This window comes from Streptosporangium sp. G11, assembly GCF_051192615.1.
Lineage (GTDB): Bacteria > Actinomycetota > Actinomycetes > Streptosporangiales > Streptosporangiaceae > Streptosporangium.
On record NZ_JBPJUQ010000026.1, the window covers coordinates 38,125 to 52,783 of the forward strand.

The 14,659-nt window shown below is 70.0% G+C and carries 13 protein-coding genes; 2 read left to right on the forward strand and 11 right to left on the reverse strand.

Annotated features, from left to right (window positions below):
- The first annotated feature begins 117 nt into the window (after positions 1-117).
- Both ACSDR0_RS23695 and ACSDR0_RS23700 read left to right on the forward strand, forming a co-directional pair.
- Positions 118-987 carry a peptidylprolyl isomerase gene (locus ACSDR0_RS23695; protein WP_435291059.1) on the forward strand — a complete coding sequence of 290 codons (870 nt, stop codon included), beginning with the start codon at positions 118-120 and terminating at the stop codon, positions 985-987.
- A 65-nt stretch (positions 988-1,052) separates the two neighbouring features.
- Entirely contained in the window at positions 1,053-2,282 is a 1,230-nt protein-coding gene (locus ACSDR0_RS23700; RefSeq protein ID WP_435291060.1) for a DUF349 domain-containing protein, read from the forward strand.
- 178 nt (positions 2,283-2,460) lie between these two features.
- On the opposite strand, the gene ACSDR0_RS23705 is transcribed toward ACSDR0_RS23700, so the two are convergent.
- The 11 genes from ACSDR0_RS23705 to pdxT all read right to left on the reverse strand — a co-directional run bounded on the left by ACSDR0_RS23705 (position 2,461) and on the right by pdxT (position 14,391).
- Positions 2,461-4,656, reverse strand: coding sequence for a RelA/SpoT family protein (locus ACSDR0_RS23705; protein WP_435291061.1), 2,196 nt, complete (start codon positions 4,654-4,656; stop codon positions 2,461-2,463).
- A 237-nt stretch (positions 4,657-4,893) separates the two neighbouring features.
- Positions 4,894-5,415 carry an adenine phosphoribosyltransferase gene (locus ACSDR0_RS23710; RefSeq protein WP_435291125.1) on the reverse strand — a complete coding sequence of 174 codons (522 nt, stop codon included), beginning with the start codon at positions 5,413-5,415 and terminating at the stop codon, positions 4,894-4,896.
- Between the two features lie 164 nt (positions 5,416-5,579).
- Positions 5,580-6,641 (reverse strand): protein translocase subunit SecF, encoded by a 1,062-nt coding sequence (secF, locus tag ACSDR0_RS23715; protein WP_435291062.1) that lies wholly within the window; start codon positions 6,639-6,641, stop codon positions 5,580-5,582.
- A complete protein-coding gene (secD, locus tag ACSDR0_RS23720; protein WP_435291063.1) occupies positions 6,641-8,416 on the reverse strand; it encodes a protein translocase subunit SecD in 1,776 nt (591 codons plus the stop codon). The genes secF and secD overlap by 1 nt, the downstream gene beginning before the upstream one ends.
- A gap of 84 nt (positions 8,417-8,500) precedes the next feature.
- Positions 8,501-8,866: a preprotein translocase subunit YajC gene (yajC, locus tag ACSDR0_RS23725; RefSeq protein WP_435291064.1), complete on the reverse strand. Its 366-nt coding sequence runs from the start codon at positions 8,864-8,866 to the stop codon at positions 8,501-8,503.
- A 225-nt stretch (positions 8,867-9,091) separates the two neighbouring features.
- Positions 9,092-10,150: a Holliday junction branch migration DNA helicase RuvB gene (ruvB, locus tag ACSDR0_RS23730; protein ID WP_435291065.1), complete on the reverse strand. Its 1,059-nt coding sequence runs from the start codon at positions 10,148-10,150 to the stop codon at positions 9,092-9,094.
- Positions 10,151-10,322: 172 nt separating this feature from the next.
- Complete coding sequence (gene ruvA, locus ACSDR0_RS23735) at positions 10,323-10,943, reverse strand: Holliday junction branch migration protein RuvA (protein ID WP_435291066.1); 621 nt, start codon at positions 10,941-10,943, stop codon at positions 10,323-10,325.
- The gene (gene ruvC, locus ACSDR0_RS23740) at positions 10,940-11,527 is read right to left on the reverse strand and encodes a crossover junction endodeoxyribonuclease RuvC (RefSeq protein ID WP_435291126.1); all 588 of its coding nucleotides are present in this window, start codon (positions 11,525-11,527) and stop codon (positions 10,940-10,942) included. The genes ruvA and ruvC overlap by 4 nt, the downstream gene beginning before the upstream one ends.
- A 166-nt stretch (positions 11,528-11,693) precedes the next feature.
- Entirely contained in the window at positions 11,694-12,971 is a 1,278-nt protein-coding gene (locus ACSDR0_RS23745) for a cation:proton antiporter (RefSeq protein WP_435291067.1), read from the reverse strand.
- A gap of 73 nt (positions 12,972-13,044) precedes the next feature.
- Positions 13,045-13,797: a YebC/PmpR family DNA-binding transcriptional regulator gene (locus tag ACSDR0_RS23750; protein ID WP_435291068.1), complete on the reverse strand. Its 753-nt coding sequence runs from the start codon at positions 13,795-13,797 to the stop codon at positions 13,045-13,047.
- 3 nt (positions 13,798-13,800) lie between these two features.
- Positions 13,801-14,391 carry a pyridoxal 5'-phosphate synthase glutaminase subunit PdxT gene (gene pdxT, locus ACSDR0_RS23755; protein ID WP_435291069.1) on the reverse strand — a complete coding sequence of 197 codons (591 nt, stop codon included), beginning with the start codon at positions 14,389-14,391 and terminating at the stop codon, positions 13,801-13,803.
- Between the last annotated feature and the right edge of the window lie 268 nt (positions 14,392-14,659).

The window sequence follows — 14,659 nt, forward strand, 5'->3', positions numbered from 1 at the left end:
ATGGGAATGTAACCGAAGGGTACCGGTGCGGGTCGGCGGGCTGCGAACCATGACCCATTGGCCGATACGATTCGCCCACCTCATTAAGTACTACTCGGCACTCGGGAGGGCGAAGCGGTGAGCGGCAAGGAGCGTCAGAAGCAGTTGGCGCGCGAGCACTACGAGCGGCAGACGCAGCGACGCGTCGAACGTGAGGCCAAGGCCAAGCGCAACGCGATCATCGGCAGCACCGTGGCCGGTGTGGTCGTGGTGGCGGGTGTGATCGCCGCGACGACCATGTTCGGGGGCTCCGACACGACGGCGACCGCGACCACCGACCCGGCCCCGTCGGACAACGCCTCAGCGGCCGCGTCGCCGGCCGCGTCGGCCGCCGGAGCGCAGCCGAAGGCCTTCGACCCCGCCAGCGGCACCTGCGGCTACGCCGCGGAGTCCGGTGGCGGCCCGGCCAAGAACGTGGGCCTGCCTCCGGAGAAGGTCGACCTGACACCCAAGAAGATGACCCTGAAGACCAGCCAGGGCGACATCGTCATCGAGGTGTCGGCCGACAAGACACCGTGCACGGTCAACTCCTTCGCCTTCCTGGCGCAGAAGAAGTACTTCAACGGTTCCAAGTGCCACCGGCTGGGTTCCGACCAGTTCCCGATGCTGCAGTGTGGCGACCCGCTGGCCAAGGCCGACGGCAAGAGCCAGACCGACGGCCAGGGCGGTCCCGGTTACCGTTTCGTGAACGAGAACCTGGAGGGCGCCAAGTACAAGCGCGGCGTCGTGGCCATGGCCAACAGTGGTCCCGACACCAACGGCAGCCAGTTCTTCATCGTGTTCGGCGACGCCCCGCTGACCCCGGACTACACACCGTTCGGTACGGTCACCAAGGGTCTTGAAATCCTCGACAAGGTGAACAAGGCGGGCGTCATCACCCCGGGCCCCGACGGCACCGGGGCACCAAAGGAAACCGTCGAAATCAAAGACGTGACAATGTCCAGCTAGAGCTGACGTAATACATACAAGGGGCGGTAAGTCCCGAAAGGCTGATGAAAGTGCGGGAGGACACGGTGAGCACCGACCCGTGGGGCCGGGTAGACGACGACGGCACCGTCTACGTACGTACGGCTGAGGGAGAACGGGCCGTCGGGTCCTGGCAGGCCGGCGAGCCGGAGGAGGCGCTTGCCTACTTCCATCGCAAGTTCGATGAGCTGGCCGGGCAGGTCGCCCTGCTGGAACAGCGGGTCCGCGGCACCGACCTGCCACCCGCCCAGGCCGAGGCGACCATCGTCAAGCTTCGCGAGGCGATCACCGGCGCGCACGCGGTCGGTGACCTCGACGCGCTGCTGAACCGCCTCAACGTCCTCACGGAGCTGGTCGCCCAGCGCCGGGAGGAGGTCAAGGCCGCTCGCGACGTGGCCAGGGCCGAGGCCAAGGGCATCAAGGAGCGGATCGTCGCCGAGGCCGAGCGCATCGCCGACGACACGACCCACTGGAAGACCGGTGGTGAGCGACTGCGCCAGCTGATCGAGGAGTGGAAGGCCGCCGAGCGCATCGACCGGGTGACCGAGGCGGCGCTGTGGAAGCGCCTGTCGGCGGCCCGCACGGCCTTCGCCAAGCGGCGCAAGGCCTATTTCGCGGGTCTGGACGAGCAGCGTGAGGGCGTGCGCTCCACCAAGGAGCGCATCGTGGCCGAGGCCGAGACCCTGGCCTCGTCCACCGACTGGGGCGCCACCGCGTCGGCCTACCGCGAGCTGATGCAGGAGTGGAAGACCGCGGGCAGGGCCTCCCGCGAGGTCGAGGACGAGCTGTGGGGCCGCTTCAAGGGCGCCCAGGACCAGTTCTTCCAGGCGCGTTCGGCCGTCTTCGCCGAGCGCGACGCCTCGCTGGCGGCCAACGCCGAGCTCAAGGAACAGCTCCTGGTCGAGGCGGAGAAGATCCTTCCGGTCACCGACGCCCGCGCCGCCCGGAGCTCCCTGCGCAACCTCCTGGAGCGCTGGGAGGCCGCGGGCCCGGTACCGCGCGAGCAGCGCGACCGCCTGGAGGGTGGCCTGCGCAAGATCGACGAGGCGGTCCGCAAGGCCGAGGAGACGGAGTGGAAGCGCTCCAACCCCGAGGCCCGAGCCCGCGCCCAGAACACGGTCGACCAGCTGCGCAAGTCGATCGCGCAGCTGGAGGGCCGCCTGGCCAAGGCCAGGGACGCCGGCAAGGACAAGGACGTCAAGGACTCCGAGGAGGCCCTGGCCGCCCGCCGTTCCTGGCTGGAGGAGGCGGAGCGCACGCTCGCCGAGTTCTCCTGACCCCCGGCGCCGTCACCGGCTGACGCGACCTCAGGGCCGCGGGACCCCTCCACCACGGAGCGGTCCCGCGGCCCTGACGCTTGTGGCGGGGCGGGCGGAGGCGCGGCCCGAGGGGTCCGTACGGGAGCGGGCGGCCCGCCCGGCCCGGGAGGACGCGGGACGGGGCGGGCGGGAAACCTCAGGAACCGGCGCCGCTGACCCGGTAGACGTCGTAGACGCCCTGGATGTTGCGGACGGCCTTCAGGACGTGGCCCAGGTGCTTGGGGTCGCCCATCTCGAAGGTGAACTTGCTGATCGCCACCCTGTCCCTGGACGTCGTCACCGACGCCGACAGGATGTTGACGTGCTGGTCGGAGAGGGTGCGGGTCACGTCGGAGAGCAGGCGGGGCCGGTCGAGCGCCTCGACCTGCAGCGCGACCAGGAACACCGAGTCGTCGGCGGCGGACCAGGCGACCTCGACCAGGCGGTCGGGCTCGGACTGGAGCTGGTCCATGTTGGGACAGTTGGTGCGGTGCACCGACACGCCGTGCCCGCGGGTGACGAAACCAACGATCTCGTCGCCGGGTACGGGCGTGCAACATCGCGAGAGGCGTACCCAGACGTCGGAGTCGCCCGCGACGACCACTCCCGCCCCGCCACTGCCGCGGGGCCGCCCGCGCAGCTTGGTCGGCACGGAGGTCTCGGCGATGTCGTCCTCGGCGCCCTCCACGCCCCCGATGGACGTCACGAGCTTCTGCACGACCGTCTGCGCGGCCACGTGGCCCTCACCGACGGCCGCGTAGAGGGCGGAGACGTCCGGGTAGCGCAGATCCCTGGCGAGGGCCAGGAGGGACTCTCCGGACATCAGGCGCTGCAGCGGCAGGCCCTGCTTGCGCATGGCGCGGCCGATCGCCTCCTTGCCCGCCTCGATCGCGGTCTCGCGGCGCTCCTTGGAGAACCACTGCCGGATCTTGTTGCGGGCCCGGCCGGACTTGACGAACTTCAGCCAGTCGCGCGAGGGGCCCGCGTCGGGTGACTTGGAGGTGAAGATCTCCACGGTGTCGCCGTTGCCCAGGCGCGACTCCAGGGGCACCAGACGGCCGTTGACCCTGGCGCCGATGCAGCGGTGGCCGACCTCGGTGTGCACGGCGTAGGCGAAGTCGACGGGCGTCGCGTTCTCCGGCAGGGCGATGACCTGGCCCCTGGGGGTGAAGACGTAGACCTCGGAGACCGACAGGTCGAACCTGAGCGACTCCAGGAACTCGCCCGGGTCGGCGGTCTCCTTCTGCCAGTCGAGGAGCTGGCGCAGCCACGCCATGTCGCTGGCGGGCTTCAGCTTCGCCCCCGGAGGACCCGAGGTGGTCAGGTCCTCCTTGTACTTCCAGTGCGCCGCCACGCCGTACTCGGCCCTGTGGTGCATGCCGTGGGTGCGGATCTGCAACTCCACCGGCTTGCCCTCGGGGCCGATGACCGTGGTGTGCAGCGACTGGTACATGTTGAACTTGGGCATCGCGATGTAGTCCTTGAACCGGCCGGGGACCGGGTTCCATCGCGCGTGGATCGTGCCGAGCGCCGCGTAGCAGTCACGGACCGAGTCGACCAGCACCCGGATGCCCACCAGGTCGTAGATGTCGTCGAAGGCGACGTCCCTGGCGATCATCTTCTGGTAGACGGAGTAGTAGTGCTTGGGGCGGCCCTTGACGGCCGCGCGGATCTTGGCGTCCCGGAGGTCTCCGGAGACCTTCTCGATGACCTCCTGCAGGAACAGGTCCCTGCGCGGGGCCCGCTCCGACACCATCCGGGCGATCTCGTCGTATCGCTTGGGATAGAGCATGGCGAACGCGAGGTCCTCCAGCTCCCACTTGATGGTGTTCATGCCCAGCCGGTGGGCGAGCGGAGCGAAGATCTCCAGCGTCTCCCGCGACTTCTGGTGCCGCTTGTGCTCGGGCAGGTAACGCATGGTGCGCATGTTGTGCAGCCGGTCGGCGAGCTTGATCACCAGCACCCGGATGTCGCGGGACATCGCCACGACCATCTTGCGGACGGTCTCGGCCTCGGCGGCGGCACCGAACTTGACCTTGTCGAGCTTGGTGACGCCGTCGACCAGCAGCGCGATGTTGTCGCCGAAGTCCGAGCGCAGCTCGTCCAGGCCGTAAGCGGTGTCCTCGACGGTGTCGTGCAGCAGCGCCGCGCACAGCGTCTCGTCGTCGGTGCCGAGCTCGGCCAGGATCGTGGCCACCGCCAGCGGGTGGGTGATGTACGGGTCGCCGCTCTTACGCTTCTGGTCGCGGTGGTGGTAGGCCGCCACGTCGTAGGAGCGCTCGATGAGCCGCAGGTCCGCCTTTGGATGGGTCGCACGGACCGTCCGGAACAGCGGCTCCAGGACCGGATTCATGCCGCCACCCCACTGTCCCCCGAAACGTGCGAGCCTTCGCCTTACCGCCGGCTTCTCCTCGGCGGTTCCGGACATGGCGGAACCGGCATCGCCTGCTGGGACGGCCGTCTCGGGACCGCCACCGCCGGCGGTCGCGTCGGGGACGACCACATCACGGGGCACTCAGACTCCTTACGTTCGAGTCCAGATCCCTCAGTGTATCCAGACGGGGTTGTGTGCATTCGTCCGCGGGGTCGATCAGACGACGACGAGGGAGTGCAGCTCCACGTCGGTGAGGCGCTCGCGACCCTTGAGGAAGGCCAGCTCCATGAGCACCGCGATGGCGACGACGTCGGCGCCCGCCCTGCGGACCAGTTCCACCGCCGCGCGGGCCGTACCTCCCGTGGCGAGCACGTCGTCGACGATGAGGACGCGCTCTCCGGGGGTGAAGGCATCCCGGTGAACCTCGATGGTGGCGGAACCGTACTCCAGATCGTAGGACGCCTCAAGCGTCTCAGAGGGCAGTTTGCCTTTCTTCCGTACCGGAACGAAACCCGCGCCCGCCCGGATGGCGACCGGCGCGGCCAGGATGAACCCCCGCGCCTCGATTCCCACGATCTTGTCCACCTCGTACAGCCCGGCCAGTTCCTCGGTCACCGCGGTGAACGCCACCGGGTCGGCGAGCAGGGGGGTGATGTCCTTGAACAGCACCCCGGGCTGCGGGTAGTCGGGCACGTCGCGGATGCGGTCGAGGATCAGGCTGCTCAGCTCGGTCATGATCGGCGCTCCTGTGAGGTCTCGGGGCGAAAACACCGGCGGTGCCGGAGGGGGTCGGAAGAGCGAGAGAGGGCTGGAAGGGTGTGGGGGGCGTGCTGGAGGGGGGCGGGGGTAAGGAAAACGCCTCCGCTCCCTGAGCGGGGAGCGGAGGCGCGGACGTACCGTGCTTACTTCTTCTTCCGTTTGTCGCCGGAGGTGGCCGTGGCCCCGCCGGCGACCGTGGCGGCGCCGTTGGAGGCACCCGCGGTGACCGGCTGGCGCACCGTCTTGATCCCGGAGCTTCCCCCGTGGGCGGCGAGCCTGCGGGCGAGCGCCTGGTAGCGCGGCTCGCGCTCCTTCAGCGTGACCAGCAGCGGCGTCGCGACGCACAGCGAGGAGTAGGTGCCGACGAGCATGCCGACGAACAGGGACAGCGACAGGTCCTTCAGCGTTCCCGCGCCGAACAGCGTGGTGCCGATGAAGAGGATCGCCGCGACCGGCAGGATCGCCACCAGGGTGGTGTTCAGCGACCGGATCAGCGTGTGGTTCAGCGCGTTGTTGGCGGCTTCGGTGTAGGTGAGCTTGGAGGTCGTGCCGAGCTTGGCGGTGACCTCCTTGATCATGTCGAAGACGACGACGGCGTCGTACAGCGAGTATCCGAGGATCGTCAGGAAGCCCAGCAGGGTGGCCGGGGTGACCTCGAAACCGGACCAGGCGTAGACGCCGGCGGTGATCACCAGGTCGTGCAGCAGCGCCACGACGGCGGCCAGCGCCATCTTCCACTCGAAGGCCATCGTCAGGTACAGGATGATCGCCAGCATGAAGACGATCAGTCCGATGATGGCCTTGTTGGCCACCTGGCCGCCCCACGAGGCACCGATGACCTGAAGGTTGACCTGGTCCGGCGGCATCTTGAACTCGGTGGCCACCGCCTTCTGGATCTTGGTGACCCCGTCGGCCGGGAGGCTCTCCGTGGTGACCCGCCAGCCGTTCTGGGTCGTCTGCGCGATGACCTGGTGCGCACCGGCGTCGGTGAACGTGGCGCGCACCTGCTCGATGTTGGCGGTCGGGGCCTTGAAGGAGAAGACGGACCCGCCCTTGAACTCCACACCGAGGTTGAGCCCGTTGAAGACCAGGCCCGCGATGGAGATCACCAGCAGGATTGCGGAAAGGGTGTACCAGAGCTTCTTGCGGCCGACGAAGTCGACGTCGACCTCGCCCCGGTACAGCCGGCGCGCGATGCCGGACATCAGGCCTCCTGCGGAACGGTCTTGGGCGCGACGGGGGCCTCACTCATGCGCTCGGCGTCGAGGCCGGAGAGCTTGTGCCCCTTGGCGAAGAACTTCAGCTTGGCCAGCACCGCGACGAACGGCTTGGTGAACATGAACACCACCGCGATGTCGATGAGCGTGGTCAGGCCCATGGCGAAGGCGAATCCGGCCACGCCTCCGACCGCCAGGAAGTAGAGCACCACGGCGGCGATGAACATGACGGCGTCGGCGATGAGGATCGTCCGCCGGGCTCGGACCCAGGCGACCTCGATGGCCGTGCGCAGCGAGCGCCGGCCCTCCTTCATCTCGTCGCGGATCCGTTCGAAGTAGACGATGAACGAGTCCGCGGTGATACCGATCGAGACGATCAGTCCGATGATGTGCGGCAGCGAGAGGCGGAAGCCCGCGAACGCGCCGAGCAGCACGACGGCCTGGTAGGTCACGATCGTGGCCACCACGAGGCTCAGCACCGAGACGATGCCCAGACCGCGGTAGTAGAGCATCGAGTAGACCAGGACCAGCAGGAGGCCGATCGCGCCCGCGATGAGACCGCCGCGCAGCTGGTCGGCGCCCAGCGTGGAGGAGACCTCCTCGATGGAGCTCTTCTCGAACTTCAGCGGCAGCGCGCCGTACTTGAGCTGGTTGGCCAGCTCGTCGGCCGTCACCTGGGTGAAGCTGCCGGAGATCTGCGCCCGGCCGCCGGTGATGGGCTCCTGGATGACGGGCGCGGAGATGACCACGCCGTCGAGGACCATGGCGACCTGGTTGCGGGGAGCCTGCGAGTTGAAGGCGGTGGTGGTGACCTTCGACCACTGGTCGGGGCCCTGGCCCTTGAAGGCGAGCTGGACGAGCCACTCACCGGTGGTCTGGTCGACGCCGGAGGACGCGCTGTCGATCGCGGTACCGGTCACGGCCGCCTTCTCCAGCACGAACTTGGTGCTGCCGTCCTGGCTGCAGCCGACGTACTGCTTGTCCGGCGCGTCCTGGGCCCCGCGGCCCGCGTCCTTGGCGCAGTCGAGCGTCTCGAACTGCTTGAGCGCCGCGGGGTCGATCCCGGTGGGGTCGACGCCCGCCATGGGGTCGTCGGGCGCCGTCGGCGGGACCGTCGGCACGGCGGTGGCGTCGGGCGCGGCGCTCGCGTCCGGGGCCGCGCTCTTGCCGGGCTTGGCGGGCTTGTCGCCGCTCGGCTCGGCCGAGGGCGCGGAGGTGGCGCCGGGGCTCGGGTTGGTGAGCGCCGACGACAGGGCACGGCCGGCCGGGGAGGCTCCGGTGTCGGGCGCGGCCGTCGCACCGGGCTTCGGGGTCGCCGTCTCGGCGGGCTTGGGCTCCTTGGAACCCTTGCGCCCGGAGGCGGTGGGCGAGGGGGACGGCGTCGGCGCCTGGGTGGAGAGCTGACCCGGGGGCGGAGGTGATCCGGCCCCGATCGCCAGCACTTGGCGGAACCTCAGCTCCGCGGTGGTGCCGACCAGCTTGACGACTTCCTCCTGGCCGGCTCCGGGAACGGAGATGACGATGTTGTCGCCGGATTTGGCGACCTCGGCGTCGGAGATGCCGCTGCCGTTCACCCGCTCGCGGATGATGTTCACGGCGAGGTCGAGGCTCTCCTGCGAGGGAGCGCTCCCGTTCGGCGTGACGGGCTGCAGCGTCACGGTCGTGCCGCCGGCGAGGTCGAGGCCATACTCCGGCGTGTACGCCTTGTTGAGGAGCATCGCCCCGCCCATGGCGAGAATGATCGCCAGAAGCACCAGGAGCATGCGCCCCGGTCTGCTCTGGCCGCTGGTCGGTCGGGCCACTGGTCGTCAGTTCTTTCGGTTATAGGGGGTTGGAGGTGAGGCTACTCACGGCTTCTTGCTCGTCGTGTCGTGGTCTGCACCCTGCTGTTCGGCCGTCTCCACGACATCGTGGTCGACAGCCTTGACATTCTCCTCCTCCACGTCGTCGACGGGAACCAGGACACGGCCGATCGCCGCCTTGACCCAGCGGGTCTCCACACCGGGGGCGATCTCCAGGATCACGTCGTCGGCGTCGATGGCCACCACGGTCGCGAAGAGACCCGTCGTGGTCATGACACCGGTGCCCGGCGCGAGACTGTTCTGCATCTTGACCTGCTCCTGCTGCCGCTTGCGCTGCGGCCGGATGAGCAGGAAGTAGAACACCACGACCATGAGAGCGATCATGATCAGGCTCGAATAGTTGCCGCCCACAGGGCCGCTCCCTCTCTTGAGAATGACCGGCGAAAGCCGGACGTCACATACGGCCACGCCGCTCAGCACGTCAGCCTACACAGCCAGCCAAGGCTCGGAGTTTAGGCGAGCTGTTAAGAGCGCGGCAACGAAGTCACGTTTCGGCACGCAGGGAAGTTCCCATTTCGATACAGTTGTCATCGATCTGTGATCAATCCTGTACGACTCCCCTACCGACTCCCAACGTTAGATTTTCCCTGGATCATCCTCAAGATCGACGAGAAACGAGGCGCCGAAGGCGTCCGGCGGGGGCACCAGCCCCAGATGGGTCCAGGCCGCGGCGGTCGCGACCCGGCCGCGGGGGGTACGGGCCAGCAGTCCCTGCCGCACCAGGAAGGGCTCGGCGACCACCTCGACCGTCTCCGGCTCCTCCCCCACCGCGACCGCCAGCGTCGACAATCCCACCGGCCCGCCGCCGAACTTGCGCAACAGCGCTCCGAGCACCGCCCGGTCGAGCCGGTCGAGCCCCTCTGCGTCGACCTCGTAGAGGTTGAGCGCGGCGGAGGCGACGTCCCTGGTGACGACGCCCTCGGCACGCACCTCCGCGAAGTCGCGGACCCGGCGCAGCAGCCGGTTGGCGATGCGGGGGGTGCCCCGGGAGCGGCCGGCGATCTCGCGGGCGGCGTCGCCGGGGAGCTTGACGCCCAGCAGGCGCGAGGAGCGGTGCAGCACCTCCTCCAGCTCGGCGACCCCGTAGAAGTCCATGTGCGCGACGAAGCCGAAGCGGTCGCGCAGCGGCGCGGGGAGCATGCCGGCCCGGGTGGTGGCCCCGACCAGGGTGAACGGGGCGATCTCCAGCGGGATCGCGGTCGCCCCCGGCCCCTTGCCCACCACGATGTCGACGCGGAAGTCCTCCATCGCGAGGTAGAGCATCTCCTCGGCGGGCCTGGCCATCCGGTGGATCTCGTCGATGAACAGGACCTCGCCCTCGGAGAGGGTCGACAGGATCGCCGCGAGGTCGCCGGCCCGCTCCAGCGCGGGCCCCGAGGTGATCCGGAGGGGCACGGAGAGCTCGGTCGCGATGATCATCGACAGGGTCGTCTTGCCCAGCCCGGGACCGCCGCTCATCAGCACGTGGTCCGGCGGCCGGTTGCGCCGCAGCGCGCTCTGCAGCACCAGCGACAGCTGCTCGCGCACCCGCGCCTGGCCGATGAACTCCTCCAGCCGCTTGGGCCGCAGCGCCGCCTCGATGTATCTCTCGTCGCCCTCGGCGTCCGGCGACACCAGATCACGATCGGAGCTCACGCCGTCCCTCCCCCACTCACCGTAGGGCGGAACCGCCCGAGCCCTCTGGGCACCGCGCGGCGCCCTCTGCCGCCGTCTCCGGGCACACGCCTCGTACGGCGGGCTCGCCCGCGGCCGGCGGACACCGGGCTGAGGGATCCGCGCTCGCGCGCGGCCTCGGTGGCCGGGCCCCTCATCGCACGCTCAGCGCGCGAAGCGCGGCCTTGAGCAGGACCGCCACCTGCGGGGTGCGGCCCTCGGCCGTCTCCGTGTCGGCCTGGGGCTCGACGGCGGCGACCGCCTCGTCGGCGTCTCGCGCCGAGTAGCCCAGGCCGACCAGGCCGGAGTGGACCTGGCCGCGCCAGGCGGGTGTGGCGGCGCGGCCGTCGAGGGCGGCGCTGACGGCCTCCTCCGGAGTGCCGAGCTTGTTCTTGAGGTCGACGATGATCCGCTGGGCGCCCTTCGGGCCCACCCCGGGGACCCTGGTCAGCGCCTTGACGTCGGCGGAGGCCACGGCCACCCGGAGCGCGTTGGGGCTGTGCACGGCCAGCATCGCCAGGGCGACCTTGGGGCCGACCCCGTTGGCCGTCTGCAGCATCTCGAAGATGCCGCGCTCGTCGTCGGTGCCGAAGCCGAACAGTGTCAGCGACTCCTCGCGGACCACCAGCGAGGTGGCCAGCCTGGCCTCCTCACCCATCCTGAGCGTCGCCAGCGTGCCCGGCGTGCAGTGCACGAGGACTCCCACCCCGCCCACCTCGACGACCACACCGTCGGGCGCGATCGCGGTCACCTGTCCTCGCACCGAGGCGATCACTTCGCGGTTCCTCTCGGGTATCCGGCCCTGCCACGGCCTCGGAAGTAGGCGGCGGGGGTGGTGCCGGAGCCGCTCGCGGCCTTCGCGGCGGCCTCGGCCAGCCTGCTCTGGGCGCCGCCCCGCCACACGTGGCAGATCGCGAGGGCGAGCGCGTCGGCGGCGTCGGCGGGCTTGGGCATGGCGTCCAGCCGCAGCAGGCGGGTCACCATCGTGCCGACCTGCTGCTTGTCGGCCGTGCCGCTGCCGGTGATGGCGGCCTTGACCTCGGACGGCGTGTGCAACGCGACCGGCAGGCCCCTGCGGGACGCGCACAGGATCGCCACGGCGGAGGCCTGCGCGGTGCCCATCACGGTCCTGAGGTTGTGCTGGGCGAAGACCCGCTCCACGGCCACCGCGTCGGGCCTGATCTCGTCGAGCCACTGCTCGATGCCGGCCTCGATCGCCACCAGCCGGGCGCCTATCTCGTCGTCGGCGGGGGTGCGAACGACCCCGACCTTGACCAGGCTCAGCGGTGCGCCGGGCCGCCCCTCGACGGCACCGAGCCCGCATCGGGTAAGCCCGGGATCGACCCCCATCACCCGCAGCTCGGGCAACCGCACCGACACGCCTCCGCTCGCCGAACACCTGTTCGGTGGCAGACTCTACCGCGTGAGAGCGTCCCGCGCACGGCTCTCCGGGCCCGCGGGCGCCGCGCCGGGATCGCTCCGGCGCGCGAAGCGGCCGACGGCCCCGCGCCGGCGGGCGCCGGGCTCACAGGTGCTGGACGGCGGGTTCGGCGTTCCGGGCGTCTCCCGCCCTGTCGCGCAGCCGGTCCAGGCGGTTCATCACCGGCGAGGCCGAGATCCCGTGGATCACCAGGGAGGCCAGCACGGTGAAGGCGACCACTGCCCAGAGCTCCTCGGCGGGTACGCCGAAGTCGGCCTGGCCGAGCGCGTAGGCGAGGTAGAACAGCGAGCCGATGCCGCGGATGCCGAAGAAGGCGGTCGCGACGCGCTCGCGCGGCCCCGCCCTGCCCCCGAGCCCGGCGATCCATCCGCTCAGCGGCCGGATGACCAGCAGCAGCACCAGGCCGACCGCGGCGCCCCGCCAGGTGAGCGCGGACAGGCCGCCCATCGCGACGAAGCCGCCGAGCAGCACGATCAGCCAGGCGGTGAACAGCCGCTCCAGCTGCTCTATGAAGCCGTGCAGCACCCCGTTGTAGCCGTGGGTGCGCTCCGCCGCCCTGATGGTGCAGGCGGTCACGAACACCGCGATGAAGCCGTACCCGTACACCAGCTCGGTGAGGCCGTAGGCCAGGAACGTCGCGGCCAGCGCCACGAAGCCGTCGCGGTGCTCGGCCAGCCGCAGGTCGGATTTCTGGGCGCGGAAGAAGAGCCGTCCCAGCCCCTTGCCGATCAGCAGGCCGCACACCACGCCCGCGGCGCACCGGTAGAGCAGGTCCACCAGCGTCCACTCGCCGATCCAGCCGACACCCCCGCCGACGGCCAGCGCGATCGCGGCGTACACCAGGGGGAAGGCCAGGCCGTCGTTGAGGCCCGCCTCCGAGGTGAGGGTGAAGCGGACCTCGTCGTCGGCGTTCTCCGAGTCGACGGGCTCGCCGACCTGCACGTCGGAGGCGAGCACCGGGTCGGTCGGCGCGAGCACCGCGCCCAGCAGCAGCGCCGCCGCCAGGGGCCACCCGAGCAGGCCGTACGCGGTGGCGGCCACGGCGAGGACGGTCAGCGGGAGCGTCCACCCCAGCAGGCGCCAGGTCGAGGACCAGTCGCGCCGCCCGAAGGGCCGGTTGATGGCCAGCCCTGCGCCCATGAGCGAGATCAGCACGCAGATCTCGGTGGCGTGCTCGACCAGCGCCCGGTGAGCCACCGGGTCGGGATCGGGCAGGTCCAGGGGCAGGGCGTAGAGAAGGACGCCGCCCAGCAGGCAGGCCAGAGGGAGAGAGAAGGGGCGCCGGTTCAGGAGCCGGGGCAGCGTGGCCGCGAGCAGCGCGGCGACGCCCGCCACGGCAAAAATCAGATCAGGATTGCCCATTGTCCGCGTGATATGCCCTCGATCACGCGGACAAACCTCGCAGACAATACGAGATCACGCCGAATTGCCTGGCTTATGCGTCGAGCTTCTCCATGACCTCGTCGGAGACGTCGAAGTTGGCCCAGACGTTCTGCACGTCGTCGCTGTCCTCAAGGGCGTCGATCAGCCTGAAGACCTTGCGGGCGCCGTCCTCGTCCAGCGGGACGTTCATCGTCGGCATGAAGCTCGACTCGGCCGAGTCGTAGTCGATCCCGGCCTCCTGCAGGGCCTTGCGGACCGGGACGAGGTCGGTGGCCTCGGAGACGACCTCGAACTGGTCGCCCAGGTCGTTGACCTCCTCGGCGCCCGCGTCGAGGACCGCGGTCAGCACGTCGTCCTCGGCCAGCTCACCCTTGGGGACGAGCACGACGCCCTTGCGGTTGAACATGTAGGACACCGAGCCGGGGTCGGCCAGCGAGCCGCCGTTGCGGGTCAGCGCGACGCGAACCTCGGAGGCGGCGCGGTTGCGGTTGTCGGTGAGGCACTCGATCAGCACCGCGACGCCGCCGGGGGCGTAGCCCTCGTACATGATGGTCTGCCAGTCGGCGCCGCCGGCCTCCAGGCCGCCGCCACGCTTGCGGGCGCGCTCGATGTTGTCGATCGGGACCGAGCTCTTGCGCGCCTTGGTGATGGCGTCGTACAGCGTCGGGTTGCCGTCCGGATCGGGTCCGCCCGTCCGGGCCGCGACCTCGATGTTCTTGATGAGCTTGGCGAACAGCTTGCCGCGCTTGGAGTCAAGTGCGGCCTTCTTGTGCTTCGTCGTCGCCCATTTGGAGTGGCCGGACATCGCCTAGAGCTCCCTCACCATCTCAGCGAAATATGAATGCACACCGACATCCCCGGTAAGTTCCGGGTGGAAGGACGTGGCGAGCAACGGTCCTTGGCGGACCGCGACGATCCTATCCCCAGGTTCGGCCAGCGCCAGCACTTCGACCCCCGAACCCACGGATTCCACCCAGGGGGCGCGGATGAAGACCGCCCGCATGCCGCCGCGGCCGGCGAAGTCGACGTCGGCCTCGAAGGAGTCGACCTGGCGTCCGAAGGCGTTGCGGCGGACGACCATGTCGATGCCGCCGATCGTCTGCTGGCCTGCGATGCCGCCCTCGATCCGGTCGGCCAGCATGATCATTCCGGCGCAGGAGCCGTAGGCGGGCATGCCCTCCTTGATCCGCATCCGGAGCGGTTCGAGCAGCTCGAAGGTCTCGGCGAGCTTCCACATCGTGGTGGACTCCCCGCCGGGGATGACGAGGCCGTCGACCGCCTCCAGCTCGTGGGGACGCCGTACGGTGACCGCTCTCGCGCCCACCGCCTCCAGGGAGCGCACGTGCTCGCGCACGTCTCCTTGCAGCGCGAACACGCCGATCGTGGGGACGATGGTCACCGATGGTCCTTCCCGTGCGGGTGGGGTGCCCCCTCAGCGTATGGCCACCCTCGGATGGCCCCAAACCGGTTATCACCGCGGCTCGGCACGGCGATCCGGGCCGTGACGGCGGCCGGGAGCCCGTTCCCGGATCGATCCCGGCCGGGGCTCCCCTCCCGGACGCGTCACGGGCGCCCCGGCGAACGTTCGCCGGGGCGCCCGTGACGGCGGCCCTCAGGTGGTCATCAGGTGATCGTCAGGTGGTCGCCGGCGCCGCGACGCCGGCGAT